The sequence below is a fragment of the Psychrobacter pygoscelis genome, assembly GCF_004335015.1.
GTDB lineage: Bacteria > Pseudomonadota > Gammaproteobacteria > Pseudomonadales > Moraxellaceae > Psychrobacter > Psychrobacter pygoscelis.
Window position 1 is genome coordinate 22,394 of sequence record NZ_RQRU01000004.1, and the last position, 16,629, is coordinate 39,022.

Consider the following 16,629-nt stretch of genomic DNA (forward strand, 5'->3'; position numbering starts at 1 on the left):
CGCAAATAAGCACTGATAAATGTATTGCCTATCAAACCGTTACTATTAATATTAATATGAGGTCATTATGAACTTCGCAGAGAATTGCAAAAAGCATAAACAGTCAGGTTGGTTAGCACTAGCCGGCGTTGGATTGATCAGCACTTTGGCCTTAACAGGCTGTGATCGAAGCGAAAAAGAGACTGCCGACACAACCACTGCTCAAGAAGGTGAGCCAGTTGCCACTGATGGGCAAACACAAAGCGTACCAGTCGTAGCTTGTGATGACCCGATGGTCCTAGATCGACTAAAACTGGTATTACAGTCTACCTTGAACCAAAAAGTGCAAGGCTTTGCTGGCTCGTACGCCAACCAAGCAGATATCACTGTTGATTCAGGCGAGGTAAGTGGCCGAGTCAGAAATGTGTTGATTGATATTCAAAACCCAAGCGTCTTACAGTCTACTACCAGCTCAGGCATGACGACTTGTCAGGCTAGCGTCAGTATGACTCTGCCTAGTCAAGACTTGTATCAAGCCAATCAAGTCTATGCGGCAGCGGGTCGTCCAAGCTTACAAGATCGTCTTGCAGAGCAAAATATCCGCCTGAATAATAATATGTTAGTCGATGATGGCTTTAGTTATGTGGTCGGGCAGCAAGATGGTAGCGTCAAAACTCGAATTGCGGGCCAACCTGTTATCCTAGAGCTAATCTCAGATGTGATGGCAAGCGCCTTGGTTCAGTCCAGTATTGATGCTCGCCGAGCTGCGATTAACGCACAAAGAGCACAAGCTCAACAAGAGCGCCGTGCGCAACAGGCTCGTAATACGGCTCCTGAAGAGTCACGCATTCGCCAGCCTCGTCCCGCGGAGCCTACAGCGCCAACGCGTCCAGCAGCACCGGCCACGCCAACACCTAGACCAGCAGCGCCAGCACCACAAACAAACGCTACTGAAGAAAATAAACCTGCTGCGCCTAGTGCGCCGCAAGCTAATAGTAGCTCATCAAACATCGATACTAGTGGTAATAAAAATCTAAAGGTACCCACTGATGATAGTATCGACATGGTAATCATCGAAGACGAAAGTGCTACCTATTAAGAATAGGTGACTATCAAGCCATTATATTGGTAAGTAGTGGTTTAACGGGCCTGTCATACAGGCTTATTTAAGTGACATTTAAAGAAGCGAGATAGGCGTTAGTGGCTTATCTCGCTTTTTTATTAACTGACTTTCACTGGCTAAACTAGCGAGGTTGCTATTCTAGTTAATCACAGTCACGACTTATTATTGAGAGGTTTGATTAACATATTTAGCCAAGAGACTAGAATTAAATAGGCCGCAATTGAGCCAGAGTATAAGACTTGCTCATAAGGATTGAAGAATTTTGGCATCCCAAAGCACCTCTTTACGCCGCTCAGGGGCGCAGCAGAATCGGGCGGCGACAAATAGCCAGTCTGATAGCCGGTTAATAAAAGTCAGGGCAGTAGGGCGGATGGCATCAGGGTTATGCTGCCGCAGGGCCACACCATGACGCTCAGCACGGCGACAGATGCTACGAGTAACATGCAGCTGGCTTACGAGCAGTGAGCCTGTCGGCAAGATGAAGTCTTTGAGCGCTGGTAGCTGAGCATTCATAATATCTATCTGCTGCTCAATCCAGCTAGTATGGTCGTTACTGATGGCTTCAAACTCCGGCATAGCAAGCTCGCCACCGAGATTGAATAACAGATGCTGGAGAACCTGCAAAGTCGTCTCAAAGTCTGGTGCATTAAGTGAGCCAATCTGGGCGCGCAGGGCGCTAAGAGCTGAGTCGTCTGCCGAAGCGTTTAAGACCTCTTGATAGTGTGATCGGACCAGACCCAGATGTGAGTTGAGCTCATCGATATCGCCCATCACCTCAAATATTAGATCGGCTTTACTGACGCGGCGGCCATCAGCCATACCAGTACTGCCATCGTCCCCTGTGCGGGTATAGATTTTGCTTAGGCGATTGCCCATAGTTATTCCCTGTTAGAAGAGTATAGGCACTGATAATACCCCAGTCATCTGCTAAATTACCATCAGTCTAATAGCAATTTTAAGTCAATTTCGCTAAGATAACCGCTTAAAGCAAGCGACTAGCGAGATAGAAGGTAGTCAGTAGCAAGCAGCTTTTGGTAGTTTGCATCATCTTGACTGACTTTTTTGCTAACTAGCTGCAAATAAAACGACTCATGAGACTAACTTACTAATCAAAATAAGGCGACTGATTTATGTCCCAAGCTCTGCCCAATGCGATGGCTGAACTTAGCATTTATGATTCCATGACCTCAAGCAAACGCCCTTTTGTACCGATGACGGCAGGTAAAGTCGGTATGTATGTGTGCGGCATGACGATATATGATTATTGTCATATTGGACATGCACGAATCATGGTGGCCTACGACGTTATCTCAAGGTGGTTGCGTCAGGTCGGCTATGACGTCAATTATGTGCGCAATATCACTGATATTGATGACAAAATCATCAATCGTGCTGCAGAGAATAATGAGCCTATTGATGAGTTGACCGAGCGTTTTATCAAGGCGATGCATGAAGACGAGCAGGCTCTAGGTTGTCAATTACCAGATAAGGAGCCTCGAGCGACTGACTATATCGATAATATGCATCAGCTTATCCAGACACTAGTAGATAATGACTATGCTTATCCTGCTGACAATGGTGATGTGTATTATGCGGTCGAAAAATTTGCCGGCTATGGCAAGTTATCGGGTCGTAAATTAGAGGATATGCAAGCAGGGTCTAGGGTAGAGATTGAGTCAAAAAAGAACAATCCATTTGACTTTGTACTGTGGAAGGCTGCCAAGCCAGGTGAGCCGCAATGGGAATCTCCTTGGGGGCAAGGTCGCCCAGGCTGGCACATTGAGTGCTCAGCAATGTCGAATCAGTGTCTTGGCTCGACCTTTGATATTCATGGCGGTGGTCATGACCTGCAATTCCCGCATCACGAAAATGAGATTGCTCAGTCAGAAGCGGCAAATGGCTGTGAGTACGCACGCAACTGGATGCACGTTGGCTTTATCAATGTTGACGGTGAGAAGATGTCTAAATCATTGGGTAACTTTTTTACCATTCGTGAGGTGACTGCTAAGTATCATCCTGAAACCGTCAGGTTTTTCTTATTGTCTAGCCACTATCGCAGTCAAGTCAATTTCTCTGATAGTGCGCTTGATGAAGCGCATAATAGCCTAAGCCGATTGTACCAAACGATTAAGGCGACCGAGCAGCAGTCCGGCGAGATCGTATTGACTGATGCTGATATTACTAATGCGTATGCCAGTGATGCTGGGCAAGCGTTTACCAACGCGATGAATGATGACTTTAATTCAGCGCAGGCCATCAGCGTGTTGTTTGGTCTGGCACGTGATGTCAATAAAGCAATCAAAGCTGATGATCTATCGGCAGCACACCAGCAAGCGATGACGTTAAAAGCCTTAGCTCAAGTCCTGAATATCTTGCAGCAGCCAGCGCAAGCCTTTTTACAGTCGGTGGTGGGTGATGCCGCGGCAGATGCGTTTAGCGATGATAGGATTGAGTCGCTAATAGCAGAGCGAGCCGATGCGAAAGCCAACAAAAACTTCGCTCGTGCTGATGAGATTAGAGCATTGCTTAAAGAGGCAGGTATTGAGCTTGAAGATAGCCGCGCAGGTACTACGTGGCGTCGCGCCTAGAGCTGTTTAAGCGTGAGTTAGTTTTATATCTCAAGTAATACGCTAATAAGATTTTGCACATTTACAGATCAAGCCAGCATTATGCTGGCTTGATTCTTTATAGGGCTTATCTATTGAGCACTCTACTCATAATAGCTTTGCTATCCACGTCAATGTTAGTTCTAATAACCGAATTTAACCGCTGGTCTAAGTCGTAGGTGTTTTTTATGGTAATTACGCAAGATGACAAGTTACTATTCAAACCAAAAGATCATATTGATTTGATTTAAGAAATTATTTAAAAGTCTGCTAAGACGTTAAGGATATTTAAAGAATGGACAAGGTAGTAATGAAGTCAGAGCAAGCGACTGACTGCTCGGCACGTGAAAATGATGTGTTAGCACCGGTAATCCGGAGAGTCAGCATTTTATTGTTGATAGTGGTCAGTCTATTCGCTGCGCCACTGACCAGTCTGGCTGCTGATACTACGGTGATGAGTTCTGAATCGGCCACTGACGAGGTTAATCATCAACATCATCAGGCTATTGATTCTCTTGGTACTAAGAAGCAGACGTCTGAAGTACTTGAAAGTAAACCAGAGAGCTTAACGGAGTATGTCGATCAGCAGCTAGCAAAGGCCGAAGGTAAGGTAGCTGCAGGCCTTAATAAGAATACCTCATCGAGCGATAGTGATGAGGACGAGCTGTCAGTAGCGGCGGCAGCTATGGGCGAAAATACTCGAGAGCAGGCGCTCAAGCTACAGTCCAATCTCGCGCTAACGGGTGAGTATAATGAAGCTTATTACCCTCTCGAAGCGTTAAACGCTGGTCTACCAGAGCTGGATAAGCCAGTTAACCTTTTAACGCCGCTTGCGACTTTAGAGTTCTTTCAGACAGCGATAATGCAAAAGAAGTTTGCGCTAGCATCCTACGCGCTCAATATGAATTTGCTAGAAAAAGATCAACAAGTGGCCTCTGCCATAGACTTAGTAAAGAAGCTTGATTTCTTATTAACTGAAAAAAAGCTGTATTTATTTGAAGATTTGCCAGATCGAGCAGATGGGTTAATAGAGCCTCCCCTAGGTAGTGGCAGTAGTATTGAAGGTATCCCACGCCGCTCTATCAAACTAGGCTATATCGACTATAACTCACGAAGAGTACCTATATTTTTAGAGCGAGTACGGGTGGGGGAGGCAGCGCCTATTTGGGTATTTTCTGCGCAGACGGTTGAAAATATTGAGATGCTTTATGAGCAGCACAAGCCTGCAGAATTTGCCAAGTATTTGCCAAACTGGCTTACCGCGCGGTTCTTTGGTATAGCCATTTGGGAATATCTAGCATTAGTGCTGTTTGTCTCATTGACTCTAGGGTTAGGGTGGCTGATTAGCCGAGCGACAGCCATGCTAGTCAATTGGTATACCGATAGTGATAATACTGAAAATCCTAAATACACCAAAAAGGACAGTTTACCTGACCTGATTAATAAGCTACTGGTTCCACTTACCTTTACTATTAGCTTTACCTTAGTATTTGCATTGGTATCCGGTGCTTTTCCATACATTGATGCAATCGCTTCTTCAACGAGACCCATCGTTTGGGTGGGATTGGTCATTGTTACTTTATGGCTAGGTATTCGTACGATTAATTTCTTTGCCAATCGTTACCAAGATTTTCAGATCGAGAGCCTCAGTGATGAGGAGTTTCATAAAGAGCGTCGCCGCCGAACCTATGTGTCTATCTTTCGCCGGATATTTATCTTCGTTATGATACTCGGCGGCTTTTGGATTGGTTTAAGTGAGTTTGCTAATCTAGAAGGTCTTGGCAAGACACTATTGACTTCGGCAGGTATCGCTGGTGCAGTGATTGGTATCGCAGCGCAGCCTATCTTAGGCAATATCATTGCTGGCATGTTAGTCGCTGTCACCCAGCCTGTGCGTATTGGCGATACCGTAATAATCAATGATATTTGGAGTACTATCGAGGATCTGCGATATACCTATGCGGTGGTACTCACTTGGGACGAGCGCCGTCTGATCGTTCCTATGCGTTATTTTGTCACTGAAATATTAGAGAACTGGTCGCATACCGATGCTCATCAAGCCAGTGCTGTGTACCTATATGTCGATTATGGGGCAGATATTGAGGAGATCCGGCAAAAATTCGTCGATGTGGTCAAAGCTAATGAGCTTTGGGATGGTGAGTCGGAGCCAGCAATGCTAGTCTCTTCAGTGAATGAAAATACCATTACCTTACGAGGTAAGGTAGCCGCTAGCAATCCGGCTGATGCGTGGTCGCTTGAGTGTGAAGTCCGTGAAGCAATGCTGAACTATCTAAACGAAGAGCAAAAAGCCTATCTACCGACGGAGCGTTTCACTTTAAAAGGCTCTGAGGCGGGACATGATGGGCAAAACAAGTCAAAGGCGAAAAGGGGCGGGATCATTGAACGTATCACTAATGGCAATCTCTAAAATTGTAGACATAAGCTGGTGAATTAAGGTTGTCGATGGTCGCTGCTCTTTAAAGCTAAAACTCAGTCAAATGCTAAGCTTAAATAACCTCTAGCATTTGACTGAGAGATATTGTTTAAATCTAGCGAAATCTTCACAGCAATCATTGCTTCAATAAGCTAAGCCAAAGTCAATCTTCTATCAGTTGAATCGATAAATGGTCCTGTGATTACTTCTAGAGTTTGTTATAATATGGCGTTATTTTAATGGGTTCGCCAATTTTCCTTATTTGGCAAGGTTGGCGAATTCATTCCCAAAATGACCATGACCACGCTAAGGGGTATGTATGTTGCGAATTGTCGATGAAGCTTTAACCTTTGATGATGTATTGTTGTTACCCGCCTATTCTGAAGTCCTTCCTAAGTCTGCTAGCCTCTCCACCCGCCTAACTCGTGATATCACCCTCAATCTGCCCGTGGTCTCAGCTGCTATGGATACTGTGACAGAGTCAGAGATGGCCATTACCATGGCCCAGCTTGGTGGTATGGGTATCTTGCACAAGAACATGGATATTAGCAAGCAAGCCACCCAAGTACGCCGCGTTAAGAAGTTTGAAGCTGGTACGGTCGTTGATCCTATAACCGTGCACCCAGAGATGAGTGTCGGTGAGCTATTGAAGATTACTCAAGACAATAATATCTCAGGCGTGCCTGTGGTAGAGCGTGGTACTGACAAGGTCGTCGGCATCGTCACGCACCGTGACCTACGATTTGAGACCAATCTGTCGCAGCCTGTCAGAAATGTCATGACGCCTAAAGATAAGCTGGTCACCGTAAAAGAAGGTGAGAGTAACGAGAATATCAAGAAGCTGCTGCATGAGCACCGAATCGAAAAAGTCGTGGTGATTGATGATGACTTTAACCTTCGCGGCTTAATCACGGTTAACGACTTCACCAAAGCAGAAAACAATCCGAATGCTTGTAAAGACAATCAAGGTCGCCTTCGAGTCGGCGCTGCTGTTGGCACAGGGGCAGATACTCAGTCTCGTGTTGAAGCGCTTGTCGCTGCTGATGTCGACGTGATTATTGTTGATACCGCTCATGGGCATTCAAAAGGCGTAATCGATAGAGTCGCTTGGATCAAAAAGACCTTCCCGCACATTCAAGTCATTGGTGGTAATATCGCCACAGGTGATGCTGCTTTGGCCCTTCGTGATGCCGGTGCAGATGCTGTCAAGGTAGGTATCGGCCCTGGTTCAATCTGTACCACTCGTATTATCGCTGGTATCGGTGTGCCGCAGATCTCAGCTATTGATAATGTGGCGAGTGCGCTAAAAGATAGCATTCCTTTAATCGCTGATGGCGGAATTCGCTTTTCTGGTGACATGGCCAAAGCTATTGCTGCTGGTGCCTCGTGCATTATGGTCGGCTCATTACTTGCTGGTACCGAAGAAGCACCAGGTGAGGTCGAGTTGTTCCAAGGCCGCTATTACAAAGCTTACCGCGGTATGGGTAGCTTAGGCGCTATGTCTGGTCAAAATGGCTCATCAGATCGCTATTTCCAAGATGCTAAAGATGGGGTAGAGAAGTTAGTACCAGAAGGTATTGAAGGCCGAGTGCCTTATAAAGGCCCAGTTAATGGTATCATCAATCAGTTGGTCGGTGGTCTACGCTCTTCAATGGGCTACACTGGCTGCGCCACAATTGATGAGATGCGCAGTCAGCCGCAGTTCATTAAAGTGACTTCTGCAGGTATGAAAGAGTCTCATGTTCATGATGTGCAGATTACTAAAGAAGCCCCTAACTACCGTGTCAACTAATAGCGGTATAGGCGTTACTGGTAACTGTACTGTTTGCTTTTATTATCAGTGATCAATTTAAAGAACAGTCAACAAGGTTAGTGCTTTGTTGGCTGTTTTTTTGTAGAATAAAACTTATCTAGTGTTGTTGACTTACTGCAGCTTTATATCTCAAAACTCTCTATTATCTATACTCGTTGCAATCCTCTCAGCAATTACGATTTAAACCCTATAATAAGGACACTCAATCATGAGCTATTTTGGTACCGATGGCATTCGTGGTCAATTTGGTCAGGCACCGATCACGCCCGACTTTCTCTTAAAGCTTGGCTATGTCACCGGTCAGGTGCTCATTGAAAATAATGCTCAGCCAGAGCGTAGACCTAGCGTCGTTATCGGAAAAGACACGCGGCTATCAGGGTATGTTATTGAAGCTGCTTTGCAAGCTGGATTTAATGCTGCTGGTGTCGACGTTTATATGCTAGGTCCACTACCAACACCAGCAATTGCTCACCTTACACGCAGCTTTCACGCGGATGCAGGTGTGGTGATTTCGGCGTCGCACAACCCCTATCAAGACAATGGGATAAAATTCTTTACGGCTGACGGGCGCAAACTGTCTGATAGTATGCAAGAGGCAATCAATACCAAGCTTGCTGCTATTTTAGACACTGAGAGTAAGTCTGATATTGTCATGCCTATCCATGATCCCGCTGCATTAGGGAAAAATCACCGTGTCGATGACGCCAAAGGTCGCTATATTGAGTTCTGTAAGGGCAGCTTTCCTTATCAGCATGATTTAAGCGGTATGACCATCGTTGTGGATTGTGCTAATGGCGCAGGCTATAGTGTCGCGCCGCGAGTCTTCCGTGAGCTTGGTGCCACAGTAATAGCGATTCATAATAAACCCAATGGCGTCAATATTAATGATGGCTGCGGTTCCACGCACCCTGAAACCTTGCAAGCAGCAGTGCTAGAGCATGGTGCTGATGTCGGTATCGCGCTTGATGGCGATGGAGACCGTATTGTCATGGTGGATGCGCATGGCAAAATCGTCGATGGTGATGGCATTCTTTTTATACTGGCAACCCAAGCCTCTACTCATGTCGCTGGGGTAGTCGGCACTCAAATGAGCAATATGGCGTTAGAGCTGGCACTTAAAAAGGCAGGCATTAGCTTTGATCGAGCTAAGGTCGGTGATCGATATGTCATGCAAGGCTTAGAGGCTCAGGGCTGGATCATCGGTGGTGAGCCATCAGGGCACATTCTTTGCTTAGATAAGAGCCGTACTGGAGATGCTATTGTGGCAGGGCTGCAGGTACTAGCGATTATGAAAGAGACAGGCAAGAACTTAGCTCAATTGACAGAGGACTTTACGCTATTGCCGCAAAAGCTGGTCAACGTACGCCTAAAAACCATGCAAGACCCATATGAGCACCAAGAGCTGGTCGATACTTTTAAGGCGGCTACGGCGACTTTAGAAGGTCGTGGTCGGTTACTCATTCGTAAATCAGGTACCGAGCCTGTCATTCGGGTCATGGTTGAGTCAGATGATGAGATCGAGTGCGACGTTATGGCTAATGAGCTGGCGGATAAGATTCAAAGTGTATTAGGACAATAAGTCAGTGGGGCTGTACAGCTCATGCTAGCCGTGGGCAGTTGTGAGAATTTAGCGTCTTAAGCTGTCAACTAAATTTAGAATTATAACTGCTACAAGCATCAAGTTTGACGTTATCAATAGGAGTAGGATATGAGCAAAGACTTTACCGATCAGCGCCTCTCGTATGAGAAGGGGACGCTCGATAGCCAGCAGTTGCCTAGCGCGCCGCTCGATTTATTGCAAGTCTGGTTGGATGAAGCAATAGCTCAAGCAGTTCCGGAGCCGTATGCCATGAGTCTAGCGACCTGCGGCGCAGATGGTCAACCTGGGGTGCGTATTGTGTTGATGCGCGAGATCACAGAATCAGGTATCGTGTTCTATACCAATTATGAGAGTGCCAAAGGCCAAGATTTCACTGAAAATCCTAATGCTGAAGTCTTGTTCTTTTGGCATGAGATGCAGCGGCAAGTGCGTATCCGTGGTCGAATTACTAAAGTGGCCCAGACTAAAACTGACGCCTATTTTCATAAGCGCCCGCATGACAGTCAGTTAGCTGCTTGGGTTAGTGAACCACAAAGTGGCGTAGTATCGTCTCGTGAGGTGATGGAGGCTCGATTTGCTGAATTAAAGCAGCAATACCCTGAAGGCAGTCATGTGCCGACCCCAGAGTTTTGGGGTGGGTATGAGCTGAGCGCGCACGAGGTCGAGTTTTGGCAAGGTCGTGCCAATCGGATGCATGACCGCATTGTCTATAGCCAGCAACAAGGTGGTGGCTGGATGACCAAGCGCCTATTGCCGTAAAGTCTAAGCTTGCCATTAAAGGCTAGTCGAGCGTTTGCTAATAACCCCCCCCCCTTTATCAGCCTATAAAGGGGGGTTTTTATTCTTGGTACAGTCGGTTGTTTGAGCGTTTTAAAGCCAATTCTTTTAAGGTTTTCTCTACAACAAGATTGAGCTTAAGTAAAGTAAACTTAAAAAATCGTTGGGTGGTAGAGTTTTTGTACTAGCGAGATTTTATCAAAGTATTAGACTCTGTATCGACGCTGGCGGTCACTGACATACCGGGGCGCAACTGATTGAGACCACTCTGATTGGCATCCAAGTCAATACGTACCGGAATCCTTTGTGCAACTTTTATATAGTTGCCCGTTGCTGGATTGTTAGCGCCCGCACTAAACTCGCTACCCGTGGCAGGTGAGATATTACTCACATGACCGCTGAAGGTCTGACCCCCTAAAGCATCAACGCGTATATTGGCAGGCTCGCCAATGTGAATATTCTTAACCTGAGTTTCCTTGAAGTTAGCAATCACCCAAACCCCATCAGGGACGATATACATCAGCTGCGTGCCTGCATTCACATATTGTCCGGGCTTGACACTGACCTGACTTAGCTGACCTGATTCTGGTGCGCTAATTATGGTGTTATCAAGGTTTAGCTGAGCTTGTTTGGCAGCAGCTTCAGCGTTTTGGACTTTGGCCTCTAAGGAGGCCTTACTGCCACTGGTCTTTTTAGCTGCTTCTATGGCGGCTTGTAAGTTGGCTTGGGCTTGCTGCACCTCAGCTTGAGCTTGAGCCAGCTGCGCTCTTGTGTGCATGACTTCTGCCTTTGAGACGGCACCAATCTCATCTAGACCTTCATAGCGTGCCACGTCTTGAGCGGCACTCGCCACGCTAACTTTGGCGCTATTTAAGTCGGCCATTCGGGCATTGATTTGCGCTTGACTGGTTGCTGCATCCTGATCATTCGTCGATAAGTCGGTCAATGTCACTTCAATATTGGCCTGAGCTTGCTCTAACTGCTGCTTAAAGTTGCGGTCATCTAATTTTACCAGTACATCACCGGCTTTTACCGCAGCAAAGTCATTGACCATCACTTGCGTAACATAGCCAGAAATCTGTGGGCTGATAACAGTGGTTCTGCCTTTGATAAAGGCATTATCAGTATGCTGAACAGTGGGGATAAATGGTGGCAGCTTCCAAGTGTATAATATAAGTAATACACCGATGACTATGAAGCTCACAAAGAGCAAGATACTGAGCCAAGACTTCTTCTTAGGAGACCAGCTTGCTGCTGAGGGGATAGGCTCTTTTGGTGGCCCGCCACCGTCCGTATTGACGTCAATAGTAATGTCAGCTGCTTGGTCCTTTCCTTTTTCTGCATCGCTCTTTAGCTTGTGATCGACTACGGGTATATTGGTGGTGGAATTAGCAGAGTTAGGCTTAGAGCTAGCAACTTTACTATGCTCGTCAACAGTCGATGATGAGGGACTATTGTCTGTCATCCCTCTAGTAGAGTCGGTCACTTCTCGATGGCTTGTCGAGCTTGTGTCGTTACGCTCTGACGCTATAGATTCTGCCGCTTTGGGCGCTGGACTCATCGGGATCTCCTGTCGGACTAAAACGATATTTATCTAAAAATGTTTCACCATCATTCATTACAAAGTGATGGCTAATAGGATGCTAGTAAAAGATAGAATTGAAATTAGGATCTGTTCTCACGCATTTTGGCTAAGATCTGTAGCTCTTTGGCCAAGGGGTTGAGCTTCTTATGGCGATAATAGGCATAGTTCATCAGTAGCACAATGGCGGTAAGGGTGCTGGCCAGCGCTATGATGAGAAAAAGATCATTATAGGCTGCCACCATAGCTTCACGCCTTATGCCTTGAAGTATCTGTCCGCCAGCTATGGTACTTGCCTGTGTAATATCAGGCGTCATAGGCATCATAGCGCTGGTTGCGCCTTTGATTTGTGCGGACAGCACTGGGTCACCCCAATTCATGGTACTGATCATATCTAAGTAGTGGGACTGGGTGCGAATCGTGGTAAAAGCCTGAATGGCGGCTGCTCCGGCGAGACCACCCACAGTTTGAGAGATGCTAAAAATCACTGAAAAGCTAATGATATAAGCTGGGCCATTAGCAATAGCACGAAACATTCCCTCAAAAACCATAGGACCCATAAAATAAATAGCGGCAAAGGCAATAATAAATTGACTCAAATAAAACATCTCTGGCGTAGAGTCTATAGCTACCCCAGTATCAATCCACGCGCCGATAGCAATAAGGGTAACGGCAAAAATTACTGGACGACGCAGCTCTGTAGCATTGGTCCGCCAAGCACTAATGACCAGCGATAATATGCTAGCGACCAATATGACGCCATAATAGTAGATAAGTTGGTCGCGACCATAGCCCAAGGCATTTAATAGCCCCGCAGTACCAACGGTCTGCTCGGAGAGTAGCAGTCGTAGCATAGCGCCAGTAATCATAAAGGCCAATATAGTTCGACTGCGCATCCAGCGAACTTGTAACATCGGGTTTTTACGGTGAGTTTCAATCCAGAGGCCAGTGGTAATGGTTACTAGGGCTATCATCAGGGGAAAACCTAGCCACGGCGTGTCCCACCATAATATTCGCCCTTGCACTAAAAATACCGCTAAAGACGCCAGTCCAATCGCCAATAAGGCAAAACTTAAGAAATCTAGCTTTTCAAATACCTTTTGGGTGATACCTGGTGGCAGCTCTAATAAATTCATCGCCCCAAAGCAGATCAGTGATAGGCCAAATTGAAACAAGAACAGCCATTCAAGTTGGCCATCTGCTGCCATGTATGGAGAGACAATGCGTGATAAAGGCACACCAAACTGCAATAGACCAAAGCCTATAATCAGACCACTAATACGCTTGGCCGTCGGCATGCCTTGTAGGCAATAAAAAATAGAGAGAATGGTCATAGCACTGGCGACCATACCACTAAGACCGCGAGCAAACAGCTCTAAATGATAAGGGTCCAACCAAGTGGACAAAGGCAGCCATCCTGATAAGAGCACATCACTACTGGCAAGCCACTGTAAGACATTAGCCAATAATAAGCATATCAGCGTGGCTTTGGTAAATAATGCCATACCGAACTGCTGACGTATCTTGTATAGCAGTACGGTAATACAAGCATTGGTCATATTGTACGCGACGGAGATCCAGCCGCCCTCTACCGGTGTTAATCCAAATACCCCTTGAATCTGACTCAAATTGGCCACCAGCAAACCATTTTGAAACCCAGCCGTGATGCCAATGAGAATGCCCACGAGTAGATAGCAAAATTTACGCAGGGTGGGGTGGTCTGGATTAGCAGGCGAGCCGACCATGATGGGCTGCTCATGAGGCTTAAATTGATAGTCGGTGCTCATAGAGGGCTAACGCATTATATTGAAAGAAGTAACAATAACTACAATAATGAAAGTCTAAGCATTATTTATTGGGTCTATCGCTGTTAAATAAATAGCGACTGCATAAATAACAACTATATAAATTATTAAATAGCTATTTAGGGGGGACTGAACGAGTAGGGTGTCGTTAGCAGCTACCTCCAGCTTAATAAAAGACATTGGACCAATGATTATAGTACTGTAAATTTGCTATAGCGTTAGCTTTTGAGCTGACAGCAGAGTCTCGGGGGTTTTATCCGTTGATGAGTAGCCTTCGCGAAAATTAATCTCTAAGATGAGATATAACAGACCCAAAGAGCCGGTAAATGGCTTACGATTATTCAACACGCCTTAACCATCTACTAGCGCGAAGCATTCGTGATTGGTGCTAGCATTGCCCTATCTTCTACCAAACCGACTTCTACTAAACCAAGCTGCTTATATAAAAGTATAAAAGCAAATGGCAATTAAACAGCCGTCATTAAGACCATCAGAGTGAGCATAATCACAATAGCCATAACTAAGGACAATCATGTCAATGCCATCAAACACTGCAAATAATGCTAATAATCCTGTCTTATATAAAGATTTTCACCTTCAATACATCGCTGGTGAGTGGACGTCTGGTAAGGATGACAGCGTCAATACCAATACCAATCCATATAATGGGGCGACACTGGTAGAGATTAAGCAAGCCAATAAAGACCAGCTCAATGAGGCCTTTAATGCCGCCAAGGCCGCCCAAGTCGAATGGGCGCAGAAGACGCCTGCAGATCGCGCTCAAGTGCTGTATAAGGTGGTAAATATTTTTGATCAGCGTAAAGATGAGATCATCGATTGGCTGGTAAAGGAGTCGGGCAGTACTCGAATCAAGGCCATGGTAGAGTGGGGCAGCGCCCGAGCCATTACTCTTGAGGCAGCAAGCTTCCCTAATCGAGTACATGGTAAAATCCGGCCATCAAATATCCCTGGCAAAGAGAACTTTATCTACCGTGAGCCGATAGGCGTGATCGCCGTCATTAGTCCTTGGAACTTTCCGTTACACTTGACCCAGCGCTCAATTGCTCCTGCCTTGGCATTGGGTAATGCGGTGGTCCTTAAGCCTGCTAGTGACACGCCAGTAACTGGGGGGCTTCTATTGGCCAAGATATTCGAAGAAGCTGGCCTGCCTAATGGTCTACTGAACGTCGTCGTTGGAGCAGGTAGCGAGATCGGTGATGCTATCGTGACTCATGAGGCGTCAGGGTTAGTCTCTTTTACCGGCTCTACTGCTGTCGGCAAACATATCGGTGAGCTGGCCAATGGTGGCGATAGGATTAAACGAGTTGCGCTAGAGCTGGGTGGTAACAGCCCTTTTGTGGTATTAAAAGATGCCGATATGGAGCAAGCTGTTCGCGCAGCCGCTTTTGGTAAGTTCTTGCATCAAGGTCAGATATGTATCGCCATTAATCGAATTATCGTCGAAGACAGCGTTTACGATGAGTTTGTCAGCCGCTTTAAAGCGCATGTTGAGAGCTTAAAAGTCGGTGATCCCAGTGAAAAAGATACTGCTGTCGGCCCCATTATCAATGAGCAGCAGTTAGCGTCACTCAAAGAGAAAATTGCTACTGCTAGCAAAGAGGGTGCGCAGCTGATCTTAGGGGGAGATATCCAAGGTCAAGTCGTTCCGCCGCATATCTTCACCAAAGTCACTCGAGATATGGACTTAGCAAAGAATGAAGTATTTGGTCCGCTAGTGGGGATTATCCGTGCAAAAGATGAGGCGGATGCATTGGCCATAGCTAACGACTCTATGTTTGGTTTATCTAGCGCCGTATTTACTGAGGATATGGAGAAGGGACTACGCTTCGCTCGCGGTATTAAGGCAGGCATGACCCATATCAATGACATCTCAGTCAATGATGAAAGCCATGTTCCCTTTGGTGGGGAGAAAAACTCTGGTATTGGCCGCTTCAATGGCGAGATGGCAATCGAAGAATTTACCACCGTGCATTGGATCTCGATGCAGCATCAGCCGCGTCAGTATGCTTTTTAGTGGGGTTATGCTAAGAGAAACCAGCCCGAATTAAACAACGAGTAAATAGGCTGCCAATCGGTGGCCTTTTTTATGACGGTAAGTTGCACGGCCAAAAACAGTAGGGTGCTAGCTTCTGTTGTTTGATTAAGTTAGCTATGTCGCACACGATCCAGCTCTATTTATTTATAATTAAACCCTAGTATGACTTCGATATCTCTAATGGTCAGCTGTCGCACAAGGTGTTGCTCTGCAATGTCGAGTCGATTGAGGTGCTCCTTAATCATGATTTGAATAGCACGAGCGACCTCAGAGGTGGTGGCATAATACATCTGTGGGTCTTGTTGGGTGAGCTTGGCCAAAAATCTTTTGACAATTTTGCGCCTTTTGATGGCGTCACTTTCATCGATCATATCGTTCTCATTGGGTTAAGTCATTATTAAGGCATCACATAACAGTAAAGGCACTCTATCGTCCTAATACGGATCTGAGTGCCTTACTGTGACATTCGCGCTGGTCTATTTTAATTGATGGCTATTATTGGGAAGCAAAAGGTGGTTAAGCTCAGCTCAGCTCGTTGCCAATCTTTGTCGCTGGTATACCTTTGTCCGTACACTAATCTTTATTGGTTATCATGATGATAGCTTAGAGTCTGCTCGATATCTGCAATGGTCATATGCTTGGCTATTATTTGGTCTTCAGTGTGCAACTGAGCTTCATGCTCTTTTATCATATTGTGGATGGCCCGAGCTACTACAGCAGTGCTCGCATAATACATCTGTGGGTCATCTTGGGTGAGTTTGCTGAGCAGTTTTTCGACGATTTCATGTCTTTTATGACTGTTATGTTCTTGACTCATAATGATCTCCAGCATATAGCATATGTAAAGTAAGTGA

At 45.9% G+C, this 16,629-nt stretch carries 13 protein-coding genes; 7 read left to right on the top strand and 6 right to left on the bottom strand.

The genetic code is table 11. The features are described 5' to 3' along the window. The first annotated feature begins 67 nt into the window (after positions 1-67). Positions 68-1,078: a hypothetical protein gene (locus EGV92_RS09915; RefSeq protein WP_131669109.1), complete on the top strand. Its 1,011-nt coding sequence runs from the start codon at positions 68-70 to the stop codon at positions 1,076-1,078. Between the two features lie 267 nt (positions 1,079-1,345). On the opposite strand, the gene EGV92_RS09920 is transcribed toward EGV92_RS09915, so the two are convergent. Beyond that, entirely contained in the window at positions 1,346-1,978 is a 633-nt protein-coding gene (locus EGV92_RS09920; RefSeq protein ID WP_131669110.1) for a cob(I)yrinic acid a,c-diamide adenosyltransferase, read from the bottom strand. A gap of 278 nt (positions 1,979-2,256) precedes the next feature. Between EGV92_RS09920 and cysS the strand changes: the two genes are divergently transcribed. The 5 genes from cysS (at position 2,257) to pdxH (ending at position 10,314) form a co-directional block, all read left to right on the top strand. Beyond that, positions 2,257-3,690: a cysteine--tRNA ligase gene (cysS, locus tag EGV92_RS09925; protein ID WP_423227910.1), complete on the top strand. Its 1,434-nt coding sequence runs from the start codon at positions 2,257-2,259 to the stop codon at positions 3,688-3,690. 313 nt (positions 3,691-4,003) lie between these two features. Then, positions 4,004-6,136, top strand: a complete 2,133-nt coding sequence (locus EGV92_RS09930; protein ID WP_242678689.1) for a mechanosensitive ion channel family protein — start codon at positions 4,004-4,006, stop codon at positions 6,134-6,136. A 325-nt stretch (positions 6,137-6,461) separates the two neighbouring features. Then, positions 6,462-7,934 (top strand): IMP dehydrogenase, encoded by a 1,473-nt coding sequence (gene guaB / locus EGV92_RS09935; protein WP_131669112.1) that lies wholly within the window; start codon positions 6,462-6,464, stop codon positions 7,932-7,934. Between the two features lie 229 nt (positions 7,935-8,163). After that, entirely contained in the window at positions 8,164-9,534 is a 1,371-nt protein-coding gene (gene glmM / locus EGV92_RS09940; RefSeq protein ID WP_131669113.1) for a phosphoglucosamine mutase, read from the top strand. Positions 9,535-9,663: 129 nt separating this feature from the next. Then, entirely contained in the window at positions 9,664-10,314 is a 651-nt protein-coding gene (gene pdxH, locus EGV92_RS09945; RefSeq protein WP_131669114.1) for a pyridoxamine 5'-phosphate oxidase, read from the top strand. Positions 10,315-10,516: 202 nt separating this feature from the next. Here pdxH and EGV92_RS09950 read toward each other — a convergent pair whose 3' ends face one another. The 3 genes from EGV92_RS09950 to EGV92_RS13940 all read right to left on the bottom strand — a co-directional run bounded on the left by EGV92_RS09950 (position 10,517) and on the right by EGV92_RS13940 (position 14,067). Next, the gene (locus tag EGV92_RS09950; protein ID WP_131669115.1) at positions 10,517-11,893 is read right to left on the bottom strand and encodes an HlyD family secretion protein; all 1,377 of its coding nucleotides are present in this window, start codon (positions 11,891-11,893) and stop codon (positions 10,517-10,519) included. Between the two features lie 104 nt (positions 11,894-11,997). Further along, positions 11,998-13,701, bottom strand: a complete 1,704-nt coding sequence (locus tag EGV92_RS09955) for an MFS transporter (protein ID WP_131669116.1) — start codon at positions 13,699-13,701, stop codon at positions 11,998-12,000. Positions 13,702-13,929: 228 nt separating this feature from the next. Continuing rightward, positions 13,930-14,067, bottom strand: a complete 138-nt coding sequence (locus EGV92_RS13940; protein WP_165525606.1) for a hypothetical protein — start codon at positions 14,065-14,067, stop codon at positions 13,930-13,932. 184 nt (positions 14,068-14,251) lie between these two features. On the opposite strand from EGV92_RS13940, the gene EGV92_RS09960 reads away from it, so the two are divergent. Next, complete coding sequence (locus EGV92_RS09960) at positions 14,252-15,754, top strand: aldehyde dehydrogenase family protein (protein ID WP_131669117.1); 1,503 nt, start codon at positions 14,252-14,254, stop codon at positions 15,752-15,754. A gap of 161 nt (positions 15,755-15,915) precedes the next feature. Here EGV92_RS09960 and EGV92_RS09965 read toward each other — a convergent pair whose 3' ends face one another. Continuing rightward, the gene (locus EGV92_RS09965) at positions 15,916-16,146 is read right to left on the bottom strand and encodes a hypothetical protein (RefSeq protein WP_131669118.1); all 231 of its coding nucleotides are present in this window, start codon (positions 16,144-16,146) and stop codon (positions 15,916-15,918) included. A gap of 209 nt (positions 16,147-16,355) precedes the next feature. Next, complete coding sequence (locus EGV92_RS09970) at positions 16,356-16,592, bottom strand: hypothetical protein (RefSeq protein ID WP_131669119.1); 237 nt, start codon at positions 16,590-16,592, stop codon at positions 16,356-16,358. Positions 16,593-16,629: the final 37 nt, after the last annotated feature.

Excerpts from the sequence above, each read along its gene's own strand:
- EGV92_RS09915 (WP_131669109.1), top strand. The coding sequence starts at position 68 with ATGAACTTCGCAGAGAATTGCAAAAAGCATAAACAGTCAGGTTGGTTA.
- cysS (WP_423227910.1), top strand. The coding sequence starts at position 2,257 with ATGGCTGAACTTAGCATTTATGATTCCATGACCTCAAGCAAACGCCCT.
- EGV92_RS09920 (WP_131669110.1), bottom strand. The coding sequence starts at position 1,978 with ATGGGCAATCGCCTAAGCAAAATCTATACCCGCACAGGGGACGATGGC.
- EGV92_RS09970 (WP_131669119.1), bottom strand. The coding sequence starts at position 16,592 with ATGAGTCAAGAACATAACAGTCATAAAAGACATGAAATCGTCGAAAAA.
- guaB (WP_131669112.1), top strand. The coding sequence starts at position 6,462 with ATGTTGCGAATTGTCGATGAAGCTTTAACCTTTGATGATGTATTGTTG.
- glmM (WP_131669113.1), top strand. The coding sequence starts at position 8,164 with ATGAGCTATTTTGGTACCGATGGCATTCGTGGTCAATTTGGTCAGGCA.
- pdxH (WP_131669114.1), top strand. The coding sequence starts at position 9,664 with ATGAGCAAAGACTTTACCGATCAGCGCCTCTCGTATGAGAAGGGGACG.
- EGV92_RS09950 (WP_131669115.1), bottom strand. The coding sequence starts at position 11,893 with ATGAGTCCAGCGCCCAAAGCGGCAGAATCTATAGCGTCAGAGCGTAAC.
- EGV92_RS09930 (WP_242678689.1), top strand. The coding sequence starts at position 4,004 with ATGGACAAGGTAGTAATGAAGTCAGAGCAAGCGACTGACTGCTCGGCA.
- EGV92_RS09955 (WP_131669116.1), bottom strand. The coding sequence starts at position 13,701 with ATGAGCACCGACTATCAATTTAAGCCTCATGAGCAGCCCATCATGGTC.
- EGV92_RS09960 (WP_131669117.1), top strand. The coding sequence starts at position 14,252 with ATGTCAATGCCATCAAACACTGCAAATAATGCTAATAATCCTGTCTTA.
- EGV92_RS09965 (WP_131669118.1), bottom strand. The coding sequence starts at position 16,146 with ATGATCGATGAAAGTGACGCCATCAAAAGGCGCAAAATTGTCAAAAGA.